This is a genomic window from Rhodovulum sulfidophilum DSM 1374 (assembly GCF_001633165.1).
Taxonomy (GTDB): domain Bacteria; phylum Pseudomonadota; class Alphaproteobacteria; order Rhodobacterales; family Rhodobacteraceae; genus Rhodovulum; species Rhodovulum sulfidophilum.
The window spans coordinates 1,837,683-1,857,982 of sequence record NZ_CP015418.1; the positions used below are offsets into that span (position 1 = coordinate 1,837,683).

20 protein-coding genes are annotated in these 20,300 nt (G+C 70.7%); 11 read left to right on the forward strand and 9 right to left on the reverse strand.

Annotated features, from left to right (window positions below; translation table 11 throughout):
* Positions 1-2 precede the first annotated feature (2 nt).
* Genes pyrC through A6W98_RS08705 form a run of 3 tightly spaced genes read right to left on the reverse strand, consistent with a single transcriptional unit; the run spans position 3 to position 2,663 of the window.
* The gene (gene pyrC, locus A6W98_RS08695; RefSeq protein WP_042460367.1) at positions 3-1,277 is read right to left on the reverse strand and encodes a dihydroorotase; all 1,275 of its coding nucleotides are present in this window, start codon (positions 1,275-1,277) and stop codon (positions 3-5) included.
* The gene (locus A6W98_RS08700) at positions 1,274-1,720 is read right to left on the reverse strand and encodes a hypothetical protein (protein ID WP_042460370.1); all 447 of its coding nucleotides are present in this window, start codon (positions 1,718-1,720) and stop codon (positions 1,274-1,276) included. Before A6W98_RS08700 ends, pyrC begins: the two co-directional genes overlap by 4 nt.
* A complete protein-coding gene (locus tag A6W98_RS08705) occupies positions 1,713-2,663 on the reverse strand; it encodes an aspartate carbamoyltransferase catalytic subunit (protein WP_042460373.1) in 951 nt (316 codons plus the stop codon). Before A6W98_RS08705 ends, A6W98_RS08700 begins: the two co-directional genes overlap by 8 nt.
* A gap of 97 nt (positions 2,664-2,760) precedes the next feature.
* Here A6W98_RS08705 and A6W98_RS08710 point away from each other — a divergent pair, with 97 nt between their 5' ends.
* From A6W98_RS08710 to A6W98_RS08730, 5 genes are all read left to right on the forward strand, one after another.
* Positions 2,761-3,558: a uracil-DNA glycosylase gene (locus A6W98_RS08710; RefSeq protein WP_042460377.1), complete on the forward strand. Its 798-nt coding sequence runs from the start codon at positions 2,761-2,763 to the stop codon at positions 3,556-3,558.
* Positions 3,558-4,184, forward strand: a complete 627-nt coding sequence (locus A6W98_RS08715; RefSeq protein WP_042460380.1) for a LysE family translocator — start codon at positions 3,558-3,560, stop codon at positions 4,182-4,184. Before A6W98_RS08710 ends, A6W98_RS08715 begins: the two co-directional genes overlap by 1 nt.
* Before the next feature lie 2 nt (positions 4,185-4,186).
* A complete protein-coding gene (gene moaB / locus A6W98_RS08720; protein WP_042460382.1) occupies positions 4,187-4,729 on the forward strand; it encodes a molybdenum cofactor biosynthesis protein B in 543 nt (180 codons plus the stop codon).
* Positions 4,730-4,855: 126 nt separating this feature from the next.
* Positions 4,856-6,319, forward strand: a complete 1,464-nt coding sequence (locus A6W98_RS08725) for an efflux RND transporter periplasmic adaptor subunit (RefSeq protein WP_042460384.1) — start codon at positions 4,856-4,858, stop codon at positions 6,317-6,319.
* 4 nt (positions 6,320-6,323) lie between these two features.
* Positions 6,324-9,719 carry an efflux RND transporter permease subunit gene (locus tag A6W98_RS08730; protein ID WP_042460386.1) on the forward strand — a complete coding sequence of 1,132 codons (3,396 nt, stop codon included), beginning with the start codon at positions 6,324-6,326 and terminating at the stop codon, positions 9,717-9,719.
* 38 nt (positions 9,720-9,757) lie between these two features.
* Here A6W98_RS08730 and A6W98_RS08735 read toward each other — a convergent pair whose 3' ends face one another.
* Entirely contained in the window at positions 9,758-10,603 is an 846-nt protein-coding gene (locus tag A6W98_RS08735; protein ID WP_081251863.1) for a protein-disulfide reductase DsbD domain-containing protein, read from the reverse strand.
* Positions 10,604-10,740: 137 nt separating this feature from the next.
* Here A6W98_RS08735 and A6W98_RS08740 point away from each other — a divergent pair, with 137 nt between their 5' ends.
* Positions 10,741-11,298, forward strand: coding sequence for a YqgE/AlgH family protein (locus A6W98_RS08740; RefSeq protein WP_042460388.1), 558 nt, complete (start codon positions 10,741-10,743; stop codon positions 11,296-11,298).
* Positions 11,299-11,346: 48 nt separating this feature from the next.
* Here A6W98_RS08740 and A6W98_RS08745 read toward each other — a convergent pair whose 3' ends face one another.
* Entirely contained in the window at positions 11,347-12,327 is a 981-nt protein-coding gene (locus A6W98_RS08745) for an L-threonylcarbamoyladenylate synthase (RefSeq protein WP_042460390.1), read from the reverse strand.
* 126 nt (positions 12,328-12,453) lie between these two features.
* Between A6W98_RS08745 and A6W98_RS08750 the strand changes: the two genes are divergently transcribed.
* From A6W98_RS08750 to A6W98_RS08760, 3 genes are all read left to right on the forward strand, one after another.
* Positions 12,454-14,163, forward strand: a complete 1,710-nt coding sequence (locus tag A6W98_RS08750) for an acyl-CoA dehydrogenase (RefSeq protein ID WP_042460393.1) — start codon at positions 12,454-12,456, stop codon at positions 14,161-14,163.
* Positions 14,160-15,212 carry an MBL fold metallo-hydrolase gene (locus A6W98_RS08755; RefSeq protein ID WP_042460395.1) on the forward strand — a complete coding sequence of 351 codons (1,053 nt, stop codon included), beginning with the start codon at positions 14,160-14,162 and terminating at the stop codon, positions 15,210-15,212. Before A6W98_RS08750 ends, A6W98_RS08755 begins: the two co-directional genes overlap by 4 nt.
* 273 nt (positions 15,213-15,485) lie before the next feature.
* Positions 15,486-16,124, forward strand: coding sequence for a hypothetical protein (locus A6W98_RS08760; protein WP_042460398.1), 639 nt, complete (start codon positions 15,486-15,488; stop codon positions 16,122-16,124).
* 77 nt (positions 16,125-16,201) lie between these two features.
* Here the strand turns inward: A6W98_RS08760 and A6W98_RS08765 are convergent, their stop codons facing one another.
* On the reverse strand, positions 16,202-16,531 hold the full coding sequence (locus A6W98_RS08765) for an AzlD domain-containing protein (RefSeq protein ID WP_042460401.1): 330 nt from the start codon (positions 16,529-16,531) through the stop codon (positions 16,202-16,204).
* A complete protein-coding gene (locus tag A6W98_RS08770) occupies positions 16,532-17,236 on the reverse strand; it encodes an AzlC family ABC transporter permease (RefSeq protein ID WP_042460404.1) in 705 nt (234 codons plus the stop codon). It abuts the gene before it with no gap.
* A gap of 80 nt (positions 17,237-17,316) precedes the next feature.
* Between A6W98_RS08770 and mobA the strand changes: the two genes are divergently transcribed.
* Together mobA and A6W98_RS08780 are read left to right on the forward strand one after the other, a co-directional pair.
* Positions 17,317-17,928, forward strand: coding sequence for a molybdenum cofactor guanylyltransferase MobA (gene mobA / locus A6W98_RS08775; protein ID WP_042460407.1), 612 nt, complete (start codon positions 17,317-17,319; stop codon positions 17,926-17,928).
* 156 nt (positions 17,929-18,084) lie between these two features.
* Complete coding sequence (locus tag A6W98_RS08780; RefSeq protein ID WP_052677986.1) at positions 18,085-18,570, forward strand: hypothetical protein; 486 nt, start codon at positions 18,085-18,087, stop codon at positions 18,568-18,570.
* On the opposite strand, the gene A6W98_RS08785 is transcribed toward A6W98_RS08780, so the two are convergent.
* Together A6W98_RS08785 and greA are read right to left on the reverse strand one after the other, a co-directional pair.
* A complete protein-coding gene (locus tag A6W98_RS08785; RefSeq protein ID WP_042460410.1) occupies positions 18,551-19,591 on the reverse strand; it encodes a hypothetical protein in 1,041 nt (346 codons plus the stop codon). The two genes, A6W98_RS08780 and A6W98_RS08785, sit on opposite strands and share 20 nt — an antisense overlap.
* A gap of 25 nt (positions 19,592-19,616) precedes the next feature.
* Positions 19,617-20,087, reverse strand: coding sequence for a transcription elongation factor GreA (gene greA, locus A6W98_RS08790; RefSeq protein ID WP_042460413.1), 471 nt, complete (start codon positions 20,085-20,087; stop codon positions 19,617-19,619).
* Between the last annotated feature and the right edge of the window lie 213 nt (positions 20,088-20,300).

A 20,300-nucleotide genomic window follows, 5' to 3' on the forward strand; every position in this document is an offset into this window, starting at 1 on the left:
GATCAGTCTCCGCCGTGGACGCGGGTTCCGGCGACCCAGGTGCCGAGCACGCGGCCCTCCATCCGGGCACCGTCGAACGGCGTGTTCTTCGATTTCGATTTCAGCGCGAAGCGGTCCAGCACGAAGGGCGCGTCGGGGTCGAACAGCACCAGATCGGCCGGGGCGCCGCGGGCCAGCCGCCCGGTCGGCAGGCCGAGCCGCGTCGAGGGGTTCAGCGCCAGCGCGCGCCAGAGCTGGGGCAGCGTGATCGCCCCGGCATGATAAAGCCGCATCGCCGCCGGCAGGAGGGTTTCCAGCGCGACCGCGCCAGAGGCTGCCTCTTCATAGGGCAGGCGTTTCGATTCCTCGTCCTGCGGCGTGTGCATCGACGAGATCACGTCGATCAGCCCCGAGGCCACGGCCTCGACCAGCGCGACCCGGTCGGTCTCGGCCCGGAGCGGCGGCTTGACCTTGAAGAAGGTGCGGTAGTCGCCGACATCGAACTCGTTCAGCGTCAGGTGATGGATCGAGACGCCCGCGGTCACGTCGCGGCCATTGGCCTTGGCGCGGTCAAGCGCGGGCAGGGCGCGGGCGGTGGTGATCTGGTCGGCATGGTAGCGCACGCCGGTCAGCTCGACGAGGCCCATGTCGCGGTCGAAGCCCATCCTCTCGGCCAGCGCGGGCACCGAGGGCAGGCCGCGCAGCGAGGCGAACTTGCCCGAGGTCGCGGCGGCCCCCGCCGACAGGCCCGGATCCTGCGGATGCGCCATCACCAGCGCGCCCAGCGAGCGGGCATAGCTCATCGCCCGGCTCAGCACCTTGCTGTCGGTGACGACATGGTCGCCATCGGTGAAGGCCACGGCGCCGGCGTCGAGCAGGAAGCCGATCTCGACCATCTCGCGGCCCGCGCGGCCCTTGGTCAGCGCGGCCATCGGCTTGATCCGGACCGGCGAGACCTCGCGCGCGCGGCGGCTGACGAATTCCAGCACCTCGGGCGTGTCGATGGCGGGCAGGGTATCGGGGCGGATGACCATGGTGGTGACGCCGCCCGCCGCCGCCGCCAGCCCGGCCGAGCGGAAGCTTTCCTTGTGGCGTTCGCCCGGCTCGCAGACCTTGACGCCGATATCGACGATGCCGGGGGCGAGGCAGGCGCCCTTGCAGTCGATGACCTGGTCGCAATCGGGCGGCGCGTCATGGCCCTTGTCGAGAACGGTGCCGCCGCCGGTCAGAAGCCATCCCGTGCTGTCGGTTCCGGCCTCGGGGTCGATCAGGCGGGCATTGGAAAAGACGGTTCTCATGCCTCCGGCCCTCCTGCGGCCATCCGTGCCGCCTCGATCCGGGTCTTCACACCCGCCGGGTCGGCGAGGAACTTGATCAGATGCTTGTCGCCGCCCAGCGTGATGACCTGGGTCGCGGCGCCGATGGTGCGGACCCTGGCGATGCTCGAAAGCCGGACCCGCCGCCCGCCGGGCCCCAGCAGGGCGCGGTCGGTCAGCACCCAGCGCGTGCCGAGCTCGTCGCTCATCAGGAAGGCGCCCCGGACCGCGATCGCCAGCACCGCCGCGACGATCCCGGCCCAGGGGTAGGGATTGCCGGTCGCCGCCAGCAGCACGGTCGCGCCGATCCCGGCCAGAACGGCGATGATCGCATGGGCCTTGAGATAGGCGCCCCGGTCGGCCCGGAACTGTATCTGCACGGTTTCGCCGTCTTCCAGCGGAGCCTCGGTCTTGGGATCAAACATGAGCTGCCTCCCCGGCCGCGCGCAGGTTCCGCGCCAACAGGTCCATGCAGGCCATCCGGACCGCAACCCCCATCTCGACCTGGTCCTGGATCACCGATCGGTTGATGTCGTCGGCCAGCGTGCCGTCGATCTCGACGCCGCGGTTCATCGGCCCGGGATGCATGACGATGGCGTCCTCCCTGGCATAGGCCAGCTTCTCGGCATCGAGCCCGAAGCGGTGGTAATATTCGCGTTCCGAGGGGATGAAGCCGCCATCCATCCGCTCTTTCTGCAGCCTCAGCATCATCACCACATCGGCACCTTCGAGGCCCTCTTTCATGTCGTCATAGATCTCGACCCCCAGATCGGCCGCGCCCGAGGGGATCAGCGTCGGCGGCCCGATCAGCCGCACCCGGTTCTCCATCTTGCCGAGCAGAAGCAGGTTCGACCGCGCGACCCGGCTATGGGCGATGTCGCCGCAGATCGCGACCGTCAGGCGCTGGATCCGACCCTTGGCGCGGCGGATCGTCAGCGCGTCGAGCAACGCCTGGGTCGGGTGCTCGTGGCGGCCGTCGCCGGCGTTGATGACGGCGCAATTGACCTTCTGGGCCAGCAGATCGACCGCGCCCGAATGCGGATGGCGCACCACCAGCAGATCGGGATGCATCGCGTTCAGCGTCAGCGCCGTGTCGATCAGCGTCTCGCCTTTTTTGATGGAACTGGCCTGCATCGCCATGTTCATCACATCGGCGCCGAGGCGCTTTCCGGCGATCTCGAAGCTGGACTGGGTCCGGGTCGAGGCCTCGAAGAACATGTTGATCTGGGTCAGCCCCGCCAGCACATCGGCATGCTTCGTGGCGCCGCGGCTGAGATCGACATAGCTTTCGGCCAGGTCGAGGATGATGCGGATGTCCCAGGGGCTGAGATGCTCGATGCCAAGCAGGTGACGCGCGCGAAATTCCATGGAGCCTCCGACCTGATTGGCCCGCTTATAGAAACGGGGCGCGGCAGGGGCAAGGGAGGCATTGCCGAGCCCTCTGCGGCAGCATAGCCTAGGCGCCATGGACCCCGCACTGACCCCGCATGACGCCCTGGCGCTTCTGGCCTGGCAGGTCGATCTCGGCGCGACCGAGGCGATCTGCGAGACCCCCGTGAACCGCTATGAGGAAGTCCGCCCCGCGCCGGCCCCGGCCCCGGCAGCGGCGGCGCGTCCGGGACCGTCGGCCCCGGTTCCGCCCGCCCGGCCCGCGGCGGTCGATCCGGTGGCGGTGGCGCAAGGTGCGGCCGCGGCGGCCACCGATCTCGAGGGGCTGGCGGCGGCGATGGCGGCCTATGAGCTCTGCGAGCTGAAGAAAGGCGCGCGCAACCTCGTCTTTTCCGATGGCAACCCGAAGGCGCGGGTGATGGTGATCGGCGAGGCCCCGGGCCGGGACGAGGATCTGCAGGGCAAGCCCTTCGTCGGCCGTGCCGGGCATCTTCTCGACCTGATGTTCGCCCAGATCGGGCTGGGGCGGGGCGATCCGGCGGCCGAGCGCGCGCTTTACATCACCAATGTCCTGCCCTGGCGGCCGCCGCAGAATCGCGACCCCGAGGCAGGCGAGGTCGCGATGATGCTGCCTTTCCTCGAGCGGCACGTGGATCTGGTCGATCCCGATATCCTGGTCTTGATGGGCAATCATTCCTGCGGCGCGCTTCTGGGTCGGAAGGGCATCACCCGGCTGCGCGGCCGCTGGGTCGAGGCGCTGGGCCGGCCCGCGCTGCCGATGTTCCACCCAGCCTATCTGCTGCGCACCCAGCTGGCCAAGCGCGATGCCTGGCACGATCTTTTGATGCTGCAGGCGCGGCTGCGGGGGGGGTGATGGGGCCGGTCGATCTTCTGACGCTTGCGGCCTTCGTGCCGGCGGCGCTGGCGCTGAACCTGACGCCCGGGGCCGACATGATGTTCTGCCTGGGTCAGGGGCTGCGGGGCGGTCCGCGCGCGGCGCTGGCGGCCGATCTGGGCATCGCGCTGGGCGGTTTCGTCCATGTCACGCTGGCCGGGCTCGGCCTTGGCGCGGTGGTTGCGGCGGTGCCGGGCGCTTTCGAGGCGATCCGCTGGGCGGGCGTCGCCTATCTGCTCTGGCTGGCCTGGCGGGCGGTCCGGCAGGGCGCGCTGGCCCCGGATCTGCCCGCCGTCTCTCCGCGCCGGGCCTTCCGCGAGGGGCTGACGGTCAATCTGACCAATCCCAAGGTGATCCTGTTCGTGCTGGCCTTCCTGCCGCAATTCGTGGTCGTCGAGCGCGGCGCGGTGCTGGCGCAGTTCCTGATCCTCGGGGCCGTGCTGTCGCTTGGCGGGCTTCTGGTCAATGGCGCGGTCGGGCTGTTCGCCGGGCAGGCGCGGCGGCTTCTGGGGGGCTCGCGCGCCGTGCAGCGCGGTCTCGGCCTCGTCTCGGCGACAATCTTCACGGCGCTGGCGGTAAGGCTGGCGCTTCTGCAAAAGGGATGACCATGGCAGGCATCGACGACAGCAAGGCCTTCGTGCCGGTCCGGATCGCGGTTCTCACGGTCTCGGATACCCGCAGCCTTGACGAGGACCGGTCCGGCAAGACCCTGGCCGACCGCATCGCGGCGGCGGGCCATGTGCTGGCCGACCGCAGGATCCTGAGGGACGAGCGTGCCGAGATCGCGGAGCAGCTTCGCGCCTGGTGCGCCGATCCGGAGATCGACGTGGTGATCTCGACCGGGGGCACCGGGCTGACCGGGCGCGACGTCACCGTCGAGGCCCATCGCGATGTCTACGAGAAGGAGATCGAGGCCTTCGGGACGCTGTTCACGCTGGTCTCCTACGGCAAGATCGGCACCTCGGCGGTGCAGAGCCGCGCCACCGGGGGCGTCGCGCAGGGCACCTACCTGTTCGCGCTGCCGGGCAGCACCGGCGCCTGCAAGGATGCCTGGGACGAAATCCTGGTGCATCAGCTCGACTATCGCCACCCGCCCTGCAATTTCGTCGAGATCTTTCCGCGACTCGACGAACACCGGCGACGGAAATAGGTGTAGCCGACGTAGGGAATGCGAGCCCCGTCGCGGAGGTTCGGGCAGATCTGACGCCGGAGGCCGCGACCGGTGGTGCCGCGACCTGTGGCCTTGCGACCCGATGCGACGGGAAAGGACGGTTCGATGCGTTTCCTCCGCCGCAGCCTCACGGGGCTGTTTCTGCTGGCCCTGACGCTTGGGCTGCTGGCTTATGCCGCGGCCACGCTGCGATCGGCCATTGACGCGCGCCTGGCCGCCCGGCCCAAGGCCCCGCCCTCCGCCGAGCGGGTCTTTTCCGTCAATGTGATCCCGCTTCATCCCCGGACCGTGACGCCAGAGCTGACTGCCTTCGGCGAGATCCGCTCGCGCCGGAGCCTCGAGCTTCGGGCCGAGGCCAGCGGCCGGGTGGTCTACCTGCATCCCGCCTTCGAGGAGGGCGGGCGGGTCGCGGCGGGCGATCTGCTGCTGCGGGTCGATCCGGCCGATGCGACCTCGGCCCGGGATCTGGCGCGGGCCGATCTGAGCCAGTCCGAGGCCGAGCTGCGCGATGCCGAAAAGCGGCTGGAGCTGGCCCATGACGAGCTGGCCGCGACCGAGCTTCAGGCCGGGTTGCGGCAGAAGGCGCTGGGGCGCCAGAAGGACCTGCGCGGGCGCGGTGTCGGCACCGATGCCGCGGTCGAGGAGGCCGAACTGACCGCCGCCGCCGCCGATCAGGCGGTGGTGTCCCGGCGCCAGGCCCTGGCCCAGGCCGAGATCGGGCTCGAGACCGCCACCACCGCGCTGGCCCGGGCCCGGATCGCGTTGGCCGATGCCGAACGGGCGCTGGCCGATACCGAGCTGCGCGCGGCCTTTTCCGGCACGCTGATCGATGTGAGCCTGGTCGAGGGCGGGCTGGTCGGGGCCAATGAACGGGTGGCCGACCTGATCGACGTCTCGGAGCTCGAGGCGGGGGTGCGGGTCTCGACCGCCGAGTTCAGCCGCCTGCTCGACGACGGGGGCGCGTTGCGGCCGCTGCCGGTGACGGTGACGCTCGATGTCTACGGGGCCAACCTGACCGCGCGGGGGGTGCTGTCGCGCGAAAGCGGCGCGGTGCCCGAGGATCAGGTCGGGCGGCTGGTCTATGCCCGGCTCGAGGCCGCCCCGGGCTTTCGGCCGGGCGATTTCGTGACGCTTCGGGTCGAGGAACCCGCGCTGGACGATGTCATGGTCCTGCCCGCAAGCGCGCTTGACGCGGCGGGCGAGATCCTGGTGCTGGACGCCGGGGACCGGCTGGTCTCGGTGCCGGTGACGCTGTTGCGCCGCGAGGGCGACCGGGTGATCATCCGCGCGCCGGAGCTTGCGGGGCACGAGGCGGTGGCCGAACGCTCGCCGCTTCTGGGGGCTGGGATCAAGGTGCGCCCGTTGCGTCCGGGGGCCGCCGCCGAAACCGAGGCCGCGACCGAGGCGACGGTCGAGCTCAGCCCCGAACGCCGCGCCGCGCTGATCGCCTTCGTCGAGACCAGCCCGGCCCTGCCGCAGGAGGCGCGCGCCCGGATCCGGGCCCAGCTCGACCGGCCGCTGGTGCCCGCGCAACTGGTCGAACGGCTTGAAACCCGGATGGGGGGCTAGGCCGGTGCCGGGCCGGGTCGCCAGCGCCGCGGGCGGGCTTCTGTCCTATTTCACCCGCCACCGGACGGCGGCGAACCTGTTGTTGCTGCTGCTGATCGTGGCCGGGCTTTTCTCTGCGCCGCGGATGCGGGCGCAGTTCTTCCCCGACGTGATCGTCGAGACGGTCTCGGTCTCGGTGATCTGGGAGGGGGCGGGGCCCGAGGAGGTCGATGCCGGGATCGTGCAGCTCCTTGAACCCGAGCTGCGCGCGGTCGAGGGGGTGGAAGAGACCACCTCGCAATCGCTCGAGGGGCTTGCCACCATCACCCTCGATTTCGAGCCCGGCTGGGACATGGCGCGTGCCACCAATGACGTGCAGGCCGCGGTCGATGCCGAAACCGACCTGCCCGAGGAGACCGAGGAACCCGAGGTGACCCGCGGCGCCTGGCGCGACCGGGTGACCGATGTGGTGATCACCGGCCCGGTCGCGGTGGACCAGCTCGGGCGGCTGACCGACGAGCTGGTCGACCGGCTGTTCGCCGCGGGCATCACCCGCACCACGATCCGGGGCCTCGCCGCGCCCGAAACGCTGGTCGAGGTGCCCTCGATCGAGTTGATGCGGCATGACATCACCATGGCCGAGATTGCCGCCGTGCTGGCCGCCGAGGCCGAGACCGCGCCCGCGGGCGATGTCTCGGGCGGCAATACGAGGGTCCGGACCGGGGTCGAGAAGCGCAGCGCGGCCAGCATCGCCGGCGTCGTGCTGCGCTCCTACCCGGACGGTTCCAAGCTGACGGTGGGCGATCTGGCCCATGTCCGGGTCGAGGGCGCGGATCGCGAGCGCGCCTATTTCGTCGGCCCCCACCCGGCGATCTCGCTCCGGGTCGACCGCTCGGACCGGGGCGACGCCATCGAGATGGAGGCCGGGGTGCGCGCCGTCGTGGCCGGGATGACGCCGTCGCTGCCCGAGGGCGTGCGCATCGACCTGATCCAGACCCAGGCCGATTATATCGCCGGGCGGCTCGACATCCTGCTCGGCAACGGGCTGATGGGGCTCGGGCTGGTGCTGGGGCTGTTGTTCCTGTTTCTGAACGCGCGCACCGCCTTCTGGGTGGCGGCGGGCATTCCGGTCGCCATGCTGGCCACCGCCGCGCTGATGTTCGCGGCCGGGCTGACGATCAACATGATCTCGCTTTTCGCGCTGATCATCACCCTCGGGATCGTCGTGGACGACGCCATCGTGGTGGGCGAGCATGCCGATTTCCGCGCCCGCCATCTGGGCGAGCCGCCGGTCCTGGCCGCCGAGAATGCCGCCCGCCGGATGGCCGCGCCGGTCTTTTCGGCGACGCTGACCACCATCGTCGCCTTCTATGCGCTGGTGGTGATCGGCGGGCGCATGGGGCATCTGATCGCCGATATTCCCTTCACCGTGATCGCGGTGCTGACCGCCTCGCTGCTGGAATGCTTCCTGATCCTGCCCAATCACATGGTCCATGCGCTGGCCCATTCGGCGAGGGAGCATTGGTATGACTGGCCGTCGCGCCAGTTCAACCGGGGGTTCCGGCGGTTCCGCGAAGGCCCGTTCCGCCGCCTGATGCGGCTGGTGATCCGGGGCCGCTATCCGGTGATGGCGGGCTGTCTGCTGCTGCTGGCGGTGCAGGTGGCGGCGGTGATCCGGGGCGATGTGCCCTGGCGCTTCTTCAACGCCCCCGAAGAGCGCTCTGTCAGCGGCAATTTCATGATGCTCTCGGGCGCGGAGCGGGCCGATACCGCCGCGATGATGGCCGAGCTGCAGCGCGCGGCCGCGGCGGTCGGTGCGCGCTATGCAGCCCGATACGGCACCGACCCGGTGACCTATGCGCTGGCCGAGATGGGCGGCAATGCCGGGCGCGGGCTGGCCGGGGCCGAGATCAAGGACCCGGACCTTCTGGGGGCGATCTCGCTTGAACTGATCGATGCCGATGCCCGGCCCTATTCCTCCTTCGACTTCGTGCGCGCGCTGCAGGACGAGGTGCGGCCCCATCCCAAGGTGGAAAGCCTCAGTTTCCGCAGCTGGCGGGCCGGGCCGGGGGGCGATGCACTCGATGTCGAATTCTTCGGTGCCGAGGCGCGGGTGCTGAAGGCCGCGGCCGAGCGGCTGAAGACCGAGCTGTCGCGCTTTGGCGAGGTCTCGGCGCTGGAAGACAGCCTGGCCTATGACAAGGAAGAGGCGGTCTTGGACCTGACCGCCCAGGGCACGGCGCTGGGCTTCACGATCGAGGATCTGGGCCGGGTGCTGCGCCACCGCATCAACGGGATCGAGGCCGCGACCTATCCCGAGGGCCCGCGTTCGGCCACGATCCGGGTCGAGCTGCCCGAGGCCGAGCTGACCGCCGATTTCCTCGACCGCCTGCAGGTGCGCAGCCCCCAGGGTGTCTACCTGCCGCTGGCCGATCTGGTCACGGTCGAGCGCCGGACCGGGTTTTCCTCGGTCCGGCGCGAAAACGGGCTGCGGGTGGTCACGGTCACCGGCGATCTGTCCGAGGACGACCCGGCGCGCGCTGCCGAGATCTCGGCCGAGCTGAAAGACGCGATCCTGCCCGGGATCGAGCGCGATCTGGGCGTGTCCTGGCGGCTGGGCGGGCTGTCGGAACAGGAACGGGACTTTCTCGCCGATGCGCGGCTTGGCTTCGGGCTGTGCCTTGTCGGGATCTACCTGGTGCTGGCCTGGATCTTCTCCAGCTGGAGCCGGCCGCTGGCGGTGATGGCAATCGTCCCCTTCGGGCTGGTCGGCGCGATCTGGGGCCATGCGCATTGGGATGTGCCGCTGTCGATGTTCACCGTGGTCGGGCTGATCGGGATGACCGGCATCATCATCAACGATTCCATCGTGCTGGTCGGGACGGTCGATGAATATGCCGAAAGACGGGCACTGGTGCCTGCCATCGTCGATGCCGCGGCCGACCGGCTGCGGCCGGTGCTGCTGACGACGCTGACCACGGTGCTGGGGCTGGCGCCGCTTCTGTTCGAGACCTCGCAGCAGGCGCAGTTCCTCAAGCCGACGGTGATCACGCTGGTCTACGGGCTCGGCTTCGGGGTCGGGCTGGTGCTTCTGGTGGTGCCTTCCCTGCTGGCGATCGGGCAGGATGTCGGGCAGGCCCTGCGGGCGCTGCGCCGCGCGCTGGGTCGCCGCGGGCGTCGGGCGCTGCCTGTCCCTGCCGTCATAGCCCTGGCGCTGGCCGCGGTCTTCGCCGCGACGCTGCTGCCGGTGCTTGCGACCGGGCGGCTGCCCGCGATCCTGCTGGCGGTGCTGCCGCCGCTCGGGGCGGTTTCGGCGGCGGCGGCGGGCCTGATCCTGTTCCTGGCCGGTGGCGGGCTGGTTGCGCTGGCGGCCTGGGCCCTGTCCCGGCCGTCGCGCCTGCCAGGCGCGCCGGATCGATAGGGCGCGTCGACAGGGCAGGGCCCATCGGCGCGCCGATGTCAGCGCGCGGCGTCGCAGCCCCGGATGTCGATGGCGCGGTCCTGGCCCAGAAGCGTGATCCGGAGGGCCGAGCGGTCCAGCGCGAAGGGGGTGCCATCGGCCGGAACCATGTCCGAGCGCGCGACCAGCGTCCCGCCCTGACGCGCGAGCTCGGTCTGGCTTACCCAGATCGTCGGGTCGGGCAGCTCGAACACGGCGGTTTCGGTGTCGCCGAGCGGCGGCACCTCGATCCGTGCGGTCAGCCGCAGCCCGTCGGAGATCGGCGCGACCTCGCAGGTGACCCGCCCGACCCGCGCGGTGCGGGCGTCGAGAGGCTGGCTGGCGAGGGCCGCGCGGATCGGTTCGGCCGGGCCTGCATCCGGCAGCCGCCGGTCGAGCCGCAGCTCCATCGGCATGCAGATATCCTGGCAGACCCCCAGATCGATCCGGGCGCGCAGCTCCATCGGGCGTTCCGGATCGGCGGGCGTCAGCTCGATCGGCAGCACCACGTCCGCGACATAGCCGATGCTGCGGATCCCGTTCGACGAGAACACCCGCGGTCTGGGCCAGTGAATTTTCACCGCCGCCAGATTCGCCGATCCGCGCCAGTCGAAGCTGGGCGGGATGCCGGCATCGCCGGGCGCGCGCCAGTAGGTTTTCCAGCCCGGGGCGAGGCGCAGATGCAGCCCCGCCATGTAGGTGCCGTGCGCGGTCTGCCAGCCCGGCAGGATCTCTGCCTGCAGCACGCCGTCCTGCCGGGCAGCGGTGCCGGCCGCGACCGGGGGCGGCGCGGTCGCAGTCGTGGTTGCGGCGAAGGCCGCGAGCATCAGGGCGGCGGCGCGGGAAGCGAAAAGATGTCTTGCCATGGCGCAGAAGATAGGCGTTCCGCGGCCGGGGCGGAATCACAAAGCGGCGAGAGCCCGCCGGAATTCGCTTTCCTTGCCCTTGCGTCCGCGGGGGCGGCGGCACATGCTGGACCGGACAGGCGAATGGAAGGGACCCGATGCAGCTTGGAGGCAAGCTCCTGATCGCGATGCCCGGCATGGGCGACCCGCGTTTCGAGCGAAGCGTGGTCTATCTATGCGCCCATTCCGACGAGGGCGCGATGGGGCTTATCGTCAACAAGCCGCTCAGCGAGATTTCGTTTTCCGACCTGCTCGACCAGCTCGAGATCGTTCGCAGCCCCGAGTCGCAGGATATCCGGGTGCATTTCGGCGGACCGGTCGAGCATGCAAGGGGGTTTGTGCTGCATTCGGGCGATTACCGGACCAACCGCGACACCACGCTGCGGGTCGATTCCGAGTTCGGCATGACCGCCACGCTCGACATTCTAGAGGCCATCGCCCAGGGCGACGGTCCTGCCGAATCCCTGCTGGCGCTCGGCTATGCCGGCTGGGGGCCGGGTCAGCTCGAGGGCGAGATCCTCCAGAATGGCTGGTTGACCTGCGACGCCAAGCCCGGGCTGGTCTTCGACGGCGCCGATGCCCTGAAATGGGAACGCGCCCTGCGGGCCATGGGCATCGACCCGCTGGTCCTGTCCTCTGCCGCCGGGCGGGCCTGATCCCTCAGCCCCGATCCCGGCGCGCGCAGGCTTTCATTCCCGCTGCGTTCAGGGCGCGCTCTGGTCCGGACGCGGCGCGGCCGCGCGGCGGAGCCGGTCATTGATGGCGCGGCCAAGGCCCTTCTCGGGGATGGGGGCGACGGCGATGACCTCCGACGGGGCGGCCCGGGCGTCGAGCTGGCGCAGCGCGTGGAACAGCGCCGCCGCGGCCTCGACCAGATCGCCCGAGGGCGACAGGTTCAGCGCCGCGCCCGGACAATCGGGGCCGAAGCCAAGCCAGAGCCCCTGTTCGGGCGGCGTCGCGGCGTTCAGAACGACACGGGCGCCCGGGGCGTAATGCGAGCCGAGCTGGCCCGGCGCGCTGATCGCGGCGCTTTCGTCCCGGACGGCAAGCGGCTGGCCCAGGCAGGCCTCGATCGCCTCCGTGGGCAGCCCGCCCGGCCGGAGCAGGACCGGCGCCGCGCCGTCATCGGCGGACAGGCCAAGGATCGTCGATTCGACGCCGACCGGGCAGGCGCCGCCCTCGACCACCGCGGCGATCCGCTGTCCGAGCCCCTCGATCACGTGATCGGAGCGGGTCGGGCTGACCGCGCCCGAGACATTGGCCGAGGGCGCGGCGACCGGACCGCCGAAGGCCGAAAGCACGCCCTGCGCGACCGGATGGTCGGGCACCCGCAGCGCCACCGTCGGCAGCCCCGCGCTGACCAGCGGCGACAGCCCGTGCCCGGGGCGAAGCGGCAGCACCAGCGTCAGCGCGCCGGGCCAGAACGCCTCGGCCAGCCGCAGCGCGGCGTCGGAAAAGACCGCCAGATGCCGGGCCGCCGCGAGGTCGGGCAGATGCACGATCAGCGGATTGAAGCGCGGCCGCCCCTTGGCCTCGAAGATCTGCGCCACCGCGCGGTCGTTGCGGGCATCGGCGCCAAGCCCGTAGACGGTTTCCGTGGGCAGCGCCACCAGCCGCCCCTCGGCCAGCAGGGTCGCGGCCCGGGCCAGTCCCTCTGTATCGGGTCTCAGCAATTCGGCGCTCATCTCGGGGTCCCTTACGTTGCGTTTGCGCTTGATGGGACGAGGCGTTCGGTTACCTTCTGCCCAGGAAACAGGCGGTCAGATACAGCCGCAAAACGATCCCGGCAAGCGGTGACAAAGGAGACAGCCATGGCATATCGTGCTCCGGTAGCGGAATTCCGGTTCATTCTCGAGCATGTCGCGGGCCTGCCCGATGTCGTGGCCACCGAGCGTTTCGCCGAGGCCACGGACGATGTCACCGCCGCGATCCTCGACGGCGCGGGGCGGCTCTGCGACGAGGTGCTGGCGCCGCTGCAACGGCCCGGGGACCTGCATCCGGCGCGGCTGGAAAACGGCGTGGTCCGGACCTCGCCCGGCTATGCCGAGGGCTACCGGGCCATCGCCGAGGGCGGCTGGGTCGCGCTGTCGGCGCCGCCCGAACATGGCGGGATGGGGCTGCCGACGGCCCTGTCGACCGCGGTCAACGACATGATGAGCGGCGCCTGCCTGTCGCTGCAGCTGAACCCGCTTCTGACCCAGGGCCAGATCGAGGCGCTGTGCCACCATGCCAGCGACGAGATCCAGGCGCTGTATCTGCCCAGGCTGATCGCGGGCGACTGGTCGGGCACGATGAACCTGACCGAGGCGCAGGCGGGCTCGGATGTGGGCGCGCTCAAGACCCGGGCGGTGCCCAATGGTGACGGCACCTATGCGGTCACCGGCCAGAAGGTCTACATCACCTGGGGCGATGCGGATTTCATGGAGAACGTGATCCATCTGGTTCTGGCACGTCTGCCCGACGCGCCCGAGGGCACAAGGGGGATCAGCCTGTTTCTGGTGCCGCGCAACCTGCCCGATGCGGACGGGCGGCCGGGCGTGGCCAATGGCGTGAAGGTCGTCAGCCTCGAACACAAGCTGGGGCTGCATGGCAGCCCGACCGCGCTGATGGAGTTCGACGGCGCCACCGGCTGGATGGTGGGCGCGCCCAACAAGGGCATGGCGGGGATGTTCACGATGATGAACAATGCCCGGCTCGGGGTCGGCGCCCAGGGCGTCGGTGTGGCCGAGGCCGCGTTCCAGCAGGCCCTCGCCTATGCGGGCGAACGCCGGCAGGGCCCGACGCCGATGGGCGACGGGCCGATCATCGGCCATGCCGATGTGCGCCGGATGCTGGCGGGGATGAAGGCCGAGATCTTCGCCGCCCGGGCCATCGCGCTGTCCTGCGCGGTCGCGGCCGACATGGCCGAGGCCAGCGGCGAGCCCGACTGGGCCGCGCGCGCGGCCTTCCTGACCCCGATCATCAAGGCCTGGGGCACCGAGGTCGGCATGGAGGTCGCCCAGCAGGGGGTGCAGGTCCATGGCGGCATGGGCTTCATCGAGGAAACCGGGGCCGCGCAATATCTGCGCGACGTCCGCGTGACGGCGATCTACGAGGGCACCAACGGCATCCAGGCGATGGATCTGGTCGGGCGCAAGCTCGGCGATGGCGGCGAGGCCGCCTGGCGGCTTCTGGAAGAGGTCGAGCAGACCGCCGAAGCCGCGCGCGAGGCCTTCCCGGATCTCGCGGGCGATCTCTGGACCGCGGCCGAGGCCCTGCGCGAGGCGACCGAATGGATGCTGACCCGGGAGATGACCGACCGCTTTGCCGGGGCGGTGCCCTTCCTGCGCGCCTGGGCCCGGGTTCTGGGCGCCCATCTGCACCTGAAGGCGGCGCTGGCCGAGGGCGGCGAGGGGCCGCGCAGTGCCCTGGCGCGGGTCTTCATCCGCCGGATGCTGCCCGAGCATGCCTCGGCGCTGGCGGCGGCCCGGGCCGGCGCGGGCGACCTTTACGAGCTGTCCGACGCGGCCCTCTCGGCGTGAGGGACGGACGCTTCGCCCCGGTCCGGACCCCGTTCGATCTGCCGCCCGAGGAGGGCGAGGCGGTCGAGATTGCCGAGGGCGTGCTCTGGATGCGGCTGCCGCTGCCCTCGCCGCTGAAGCATGTCAATGTCTTCGCCCTCGACGAGGGGCAGGGCTGGACGCTGGTCGATACCGGGCTGTCGACCGGCCGCAGCCGCGGGATCTGGGCCGCGCTGCTGGCCGGGCCGCTGGGCGGGCGCCCGGTCGAGCGGGTGATCCTGACCCATCACCATCCCGACCATGTCGGGCTTGCGGGCTGGTTCCAGGCCGAGGCCGGGGCCGAGCTCTGGACCAGCCGCACCGCCTGGCTGTTCGCGCGGATGCTGACGCTTGACGAACAGCCGCGGCCGCGGCCCGAGACGCTCGATTTCTACCGCGGGGCCGGGATGGATCCGGCGCTTCTGGCCGAGCGCGCGGCCGAGCGGCCGTTCAACTTCGCCGATGTGGTGGCGCCGATGCCGCTGGGCTTCCGCGCGCTGGCCGAGGGCGACCGGATCCGCGCGGGCGGGCGCGACTGGGATGTGCGGCTGGGCGACGGGCATGCGCCTGACCATGTCACGCTCTGGAGCCGCGACGACGGGCTGGTGATCGGCGGCGATCAGCTTCTGTCCTCGATCTCGCCCAATCTCGGGGTCTATGCCACCGAGCCGCTGAACGATCCGGTCGCGGGCTGGCTGGACAGCTGTACCCGCCTTGCCGCCCATGCGCGCGAGGATCATCTGGTGCTGCCGGGCCACAAGCTGCCCTTCACCGGCCTGCCGACCCGTCTGGTGCAGCTGATCGAGAACCATCACGGCGCGCTGGCGCGGCTGCTCGAGGCCTTGGCCGAAGAGCGCACCGCCTGCGACTGTTTCGGGGTGCTCTACCGGCGCGAGATCGGCACGGCCGAATACGGGCTCGCGCTGGCCGAGGCGGTCGGCCATCTCAATCACCTCTACCTGACGGGCCGCGCGACCCGGCGGCGGCGGCCGGACGGCGCCTGGCTTTACCGCAGGAGCGGGGCGGCCTGAGCCCCGGCGGGAAAGCAGGCGTGGGCGGAATGCCACGCCGCGCCGCCGCGATGCGGCCCGCGCCCGGCTTCGAGGTGACAGCCGCGCGCCGCTCGACTAGGGTGCCGCGCAGCGGGCAGGCAGGGGACTTCGCGGGCATGGCAGCTTCTTGTACCGGCGCGGTGCGCCTGTCGGAATGCCGTGGCGCGCGCGACATTCCCCGCTTGTCCTTCCCTCATCTGCCGCATGCTCCGGTCCTCCGGGACGTGCCGCCCATTTCCGGTCTTTTCCACCATGTTCCGTTTCCTGATCGCCTGTCTGCTTCCGCTGTTCCTGCTCGGCTGCGGCGCCCAGCCCGTCTGGGCGCCTGACGAGGATGTCGCCCGCGCCGCCTATCGCGACAAGGCCCCGCCCTCGATCACGCTTTACACCATGGTCAACAACCGCTCGGGCGCGGGTGGCCATTCCGCGCTGCTGATCAATGCCAGCCAGCGGGTGATATTCGACCCGGCCGGAAGCTGGTGGCACCGCTTGGCCCCCGAGCGCAATGACGTGATCTACGGCATCACGCCGACGATGCTGGACTTCTACATCGACTACCATGCCCGCGAGACCTATCACGTGGTCGAGCAGACCCTGCAGGTCTCGCCCGAACTGGCCGAGCAGGCGCTGCGTATCGTCGAGGGCTATGGCGCGGTGCCCAAGGCGATGTGCGCCCGCTCGACCAGCGATGTGCTGAACCGGCTGCCGGGCTTCGAGAGCATCCCGCATACGCTCCGGCCGATCAAGGTGATGGAGGCTTTCGGCAAGCTGCCCGGCGTCACCACCCGCAAGATCTACGATGACGATCCGGACGAACACGAAGAGCTGCTGCGCGAACAGCAGCGCGCCCGGTTCGACAAGCTGGTCGAGGGGATCGCCGAGGGCCGCTGAGGCCCCGAGCCCCAGGACCCCGAGCGTCAAGATCGGAGTGGCGCGGCGGCGGTTTTGCGCCGCGCCGCCCGGGGCGCTCAGCCCAGGAGGAACAGCATGGCGTAAAGCGTGGCCGCGCCAGCGCAGATCGCGGCGATCACCGATTTCCGCCACCAGCCGACCGCGACGGTGACGAAGGCCGCGGCCAGCCGGGCCGGATCGGGGTCGCCGCCGGTGGCCTCCGGCCAGGCCACGGCGGGCGCGACCAGCGCGGGCAGCACCGCCACCGGCGTGTAGCGCAGATGGCGCAGCAGCCAGTCCGGCAACTGCCGCCCGCCCATCGCGCCGAGGAAGGAAAACCGCAACAGGAAGGTGCCGATCCCGAGCGCGACGATGATCGCCCAGGTCTCTGCGATGCTCCAGTCCATCTAGCGCGCTCCCATCCGGCGTTCGATCTCGGCCCCGACCGCCATGCCCGCGACCGCCGCGATCATGAGCCCCAGATTGTAGGGCAGCCCGGCGAAGACCAGTGCCAGCGCGACCGAGCTGCCTGCGGCCGCGACATGGGCCGGCGTGCGCAGCGCCGGGGCGACCATCGCGAGGAAGGTGATCGGCAGCGCGAAATCGAGCGCGAATTCCGGCGGGATGCTGCGCCCGACAAGGGCGCCGACCAGGGTCATGCCGTACCAGGTGGGCAGCAGCGGCGTGGCCGCCCCGGCATAGAAGGCGATCCGCTCGGCCACGCCCATTTCGGGGCGCGCCTCATAGCGGGCATGCGCGACGGCATAGGTCTGGTCGAACAGCGAATAGGCCACCAGCGCCCGCTGCCAGAGCGGTGCTGGCCCGAGATAGGGCGTCAGCGAGGCCGAATACATCGCCATCCGCATGTTCACCGCCAGCGCGGTCAGGATGATGACGGCGGCATGGGCGTTCTCGGCCATCAGCTGGACCGCCGAGAACTGTGCCGCGCCCGCGACCACCACCACCGAGAAGCCCATCACCTCGGGCAGGGCAAGCCCGGCCTCGGTTGCCACGACGCCGAACAGCAGCGCGAAGGGCACGATTATCAGAAGGAAGGGCGTGCCCTGGGTCAGGCCGGTGAGATAGGCGGATTTCCGGGTGGAGGCGGGCATGGCGGCGGACTAATCTTGCGGCAGATCCGTCGGGCGTAAGGTGCCGACGGACCGGATGCAATCGCAAAACCGGAGGCGGAATGCGGATCTTCGGAACGATATTGGCAGGCGGGCAGGGCCGCCGCCTCGGCGGTGTCGACAAGGCTTTGCTGCGGCTTGGCGGCGAGACCCTGCTTGAGCGCGCCGCCGGACGGCTGGGGCCGCAGGTCGAGCGGCTGGCGCTGAGCGCGAACGGTCCCGAGGCGGCCTATCGCGCCGCCGGGCTGGCGCGCGAGGATGCCGTTCTGCCCGACCCGCCGCCCGGCGATCTGGGGCCGCTTGCGGGCGTGCTGGCGGGGCTCGACTGGGCCGGGGCGGGGGGCGCCGACTGGCTGGTGACGGCGGCCGTCGACACGCCCTTCCTGCCCTGCGATCTGGTGCCGCGCCTGCTGCTGGCGGTTGAGACGGCCGGGACGGCGGGCATGGCGATGGCGGCCAGCGGCGGGCGGCGCCATCCGACGGCGGCGCTCTGGCCGGTGGCGCTTCGGGACGAGCTGGCCGCCGAGCTGGCAGGCGGGCTGCGCAAGCTTGGCGCCTTCGGGGCGGCACGCGGCGCGGCCCTGGCCGAGTTTGCGACCGGTCCCGGCCCCGATCCGTTCTTCAACATCAACACCGCCGAGGATCTGGCGGCGGCCGGGGCCGCGCTGCGATGAGCGGGCTCGATACCGTCATCATGGCCGACTGGTCGGCCCGCTCGGGCCGTTCTCCGGCGCGGCCCTCCTCTGACGCGATCTGGATCGCGGTCGCGCGCCAGGGCTGGACGACCGCGACGGCCTATTTCCGCACCCGCGCCACGGCCGAGGCGGCGCTTGCGGATCTTCTGGAGGGCGAACGCCGTGCCGGGCTTTGCCCGGCATCGCCGGGTCGAGCATGTGCTGCGCGACCGGGGCGGCCCGGGTCGGGCGGTCAAGAGCGTCTGGCAGCTTTACGGTGCGGGCGCGGTCGGCTCGCAGGTGCTGGTCGGGCTGCCGATGCTGCACCGACTGGCACAGCGGTTCGGAGCCGATCTGGCGGTCTGGCCGTTTGATACGGAAGAGGCACCGCTCACTCTGGCCGAGATCTATCCGGCGATGATCGGCCCGGAGGTGGCCGAGGCGCTGGCCGCGCGGCCCGGACAGATCCCCGATGAGGTTCAGGTGCGGCTGATGGCCGGGGCGGTGCTGGCGGCCGAGGACACGGATGCCCTGCTGGGCGTGCCGTCTGTACCGGATCTGGCCGAGGAAGGATGGATCCTCGGGACCGCCGCGCCCGGGCTTCTGCGGGCCGGGGCCGCGCTCAGCCGAACATGCCGGTGACGCGGCCGAGCAGCATGAAGGCGCGGGCGGTGCGGGTCTCGGCCAGATCGTTGAGATCCTGATCGCTGGCAGCCTGCTCGAATTCGACCAGGATCCGATCGAACTGGCGCAGGAAGTGATGCGCGACGTCGCGGAAGATCGGGTCCTTCTTCATCCGCGCCGCGGTCAGCGCCAGGCAGGAGCGGTCGCGCACGCCGCCCAGGGCCGAAACCGGCAGCCCGCGTTCGCCCTGGGCAAAGCGGCGCCAGATCTCGGGACGGGCGCGGTCGGGCTGCAGGTCGTCCATGTAGATCCCTTCCTCGCTGAGAAGGGTCAGGATGTCCTGGGCAGAGCGCACCAGCTTGGCAGCGATGCGATCGTCGAGCGCGCGGCGCAGCGCCCGGAACCCGGCCCGGTCCGCGGTGTTCTCGGGGAAGTTCAGCGCCCGCACGAATTCCTCGGTGGTCAGTGGCGGAACATCCTCGACAGGGCCGTCGAGCGCGAGGCTCGGCTGCGGATCGGAGGCGGTCCTGGCCGGGCGGGCAGCGGGCGCGCCGGGCGGCTGGGCCTCGACCGAGACCGGCGCATCGGCGGTTTCGGTGGCGCGGTCGCGCCGGGTGGCGAATGTGGCGATCGCGTCCTGGGTTTCGCGCTGGGCGCGGGCCAGATCCTCGATGCGCTTTTCCATCGAGGGGCGGCTGTCCGGGCCCGGGCCCTGCTGCTGGTGCAGATAGGCAAGCCGCAGCGCATCGGCCGCCGCCTGCAGCCGTGCCGCCTCCTCGCGCAGCGTCCTTGCGGCGCGCGCGCCCTGGGCCACGACCCAGATCAGCCCGACCGGCATCGTCACGGCCAGAACCGCGACCACGGTGCCGAGCGCGCCATCCTCGCCGGCCGTGTCCGACCCGGCCAGAACCGCGACCGACAGGCCGAGCCAGACCAGGCTCAGCAGCCCGGCGCCGATCTCGATCCGGGACAGCCCGCCGCGGCGACCTGCCGCGAGGAGCCCGATATCGAACGGCTTCTTGGTGTCCTTCTCCGCCATGCCAGCGGTCCCGTCGGTGATGATGTCAGATGTAGCGGATGCTGAGCACCTCGTAGCTGCGCTCGCCTCCGGGCGTGCGCACCTCGACGCTGTCGCCTTCTTCCTTGCCGATCAGCGCCCGGGCCAGCGGCGACTTGATGTTGAGCAGGCATTTCTCGATATCGGCCTCGGCCTCGCCGACGATCTGGTAGGTCTTCTCTTCGTCGGTATCCTCGTCGGCAAGCGTCACCGTGGCGCCGAACTTGATCGGACCCGAGAGCTTGGCCGGGTCGATCACCTCGGCGCGCGACAGAAGCCCCTCGATCTCCTTGATGCGGCCCTCGATGAAGCTCTGCTTTTCGCGGGCGGCATGGTATTCGGCGTTTTCCGACAGGTCGCCATGTTCGCGTGCTTCGGAGATGGCCCGGATCACGGCGGGACGCTCGACGCTTTTCAGCGTCTTGAGTTCTTCGTCGAGCGCGGTGCAGCCCGCGCGGGTCATGGGTATCTTTTCCATAGGACTCTTCGGACAGTTTACATGATTACATGACAGAAGGCGGGCCGCAGGGGCCCGCCGTCTTCGTGTGGGTCGCCTTACCCTGACCGCAGTGCGGAGGCAATTGCAAGAGGCGAAAGCCCCGCATCCGGCGCCGGAGCCGGGGCAGGCGGTTCGCCGCAGATGCGCCACAGGCGGACGGCAGACAGGGTAAAGACTATTCGTTTTCTGATG

Excerpts from the sequence above, each read along its gene's own strand:
- pyrC (WP_042460367.1), bottom strand. The coding sequence starts at position 1,277 with ATGAGAACCGTCTTTTCCAATGCCCGCCTGATCGACCCCGAGGCCGGA.
- A6W98_RS08700 (WP_042460370.1), bottom strand. The coding sequence starts at position 1,720 with ATGTTTGATCCCAAGACCGAGGCTCCGCTGGAAGACGGCGAAACCGTG.
- A6W98_RS08705 (WP_042460373.1), bottom strand. The coding sequence starts at position 2,663 with ATGGAATTTCGCGCGCGTCACCTGCTTGGCATCGAGCATCTCAGCCCC.
- A6W98_RS08710 (WP_042460377.1), top strand. The coding sequence starts at position 2,761 with ATGGACCCCGCACTGACCCCGCATGACGCCCTGGCGCTTCTGGCCTGG.
- A6W98_RS08715 (WP_042460380.1), top strand. The coding sequence starts at position 3,558 with ATGGGGCCGGTCGATCTTCTGACGCTTGCGGCCTTCGTGCCGGCGGCG.
- moaB (WP_042460382.1), top strand. The coding sequence starts at position 4,187 with ATGGCAGGCATCGACGACAGCAAGGCCTTCGTGCCGGTCCGGATCGCG.
- A6W98_RS08725 (WP_042460384.1), top strand. The coding sequence starts at position 4,856 with ATGCGTTTCCTCCGCCGCAGCCTCACGGGGCTGTTTCTGCTGGCCCTG.
- A6W98_RS08735 (WP_081251863.1), bottom strand. The coding sequence starts at position 10,603 with ATGGCAAGACATCTTTTCGCTTCCCGCGCCGCCGCCCTGATGCTCGCG.
- A6W98_RS08740 (WP_042460388.1), top strand. The coding sequence starts at position 10,741 with ATGCAGCTTGGAGGCAAGCTCCTGATCGCGATGCCCGGCATGGGCGAC.
- A6W98_RS08745 (WP_042460390.1), bottom strand. The coding sequence starts at position 12,327 with ATGAGCGCCGAATTGCTGAGACCCGATACAGAGGGACTGGCCCGGGCC.
- A6W98_RS08750 (WP_042460393.1), top strand. The coding sequence starts at position 12,454 with ATGGCATATCGTGCTCCGGTAGCGGAATTCCGGTTCATTCTCGAGCAT.
- A6W98_RS08760 (WP_042460398.1), top strand. The coding sequence starts at position 15,486 with ATGTTCCGTTTCCTGATCGCCTGTCTGCTTCCGCTGTTCCTGCTCGGC.
- A6W98_RS08765 (WP_042460401.1), bottom strand. The coding sequence starts at position 16,531 with ATGGACTGGAGCATCGCAGAGACCTGGGCGATCATCGTCGCGCTCGGG.
- A6W98_RS08770 (WP_042460404.1), bottom strand. The coding sequence starts at position 17,236 with ATGCCCGCCTCCACCCGGAAATCCGCCTATCTCACCGGCCTGACCCAG.
- mobA (WP_042460407.1), top strand. The coding sequence starts at position 17,317 with ATGCGGATCTTCGGAACGATATTGGCAGGCGGGCAGGGCCGCCGCCTC.
- A6W98_RS08785 (WP_042460410.1), bottom strand. The coding sequence starts at position 19,591 with ATGGCGGAGAAGGACACCAAGAAGCCGTTCGATATCGGGCTCCTCGCG.
- greA (WP_042460413.1), bottom strand. The coding sequence starts at position 20,087 with ATGGAAAAGATACCCATGACCCGCGCGGGCTGCACCGCGCTCGACGAA.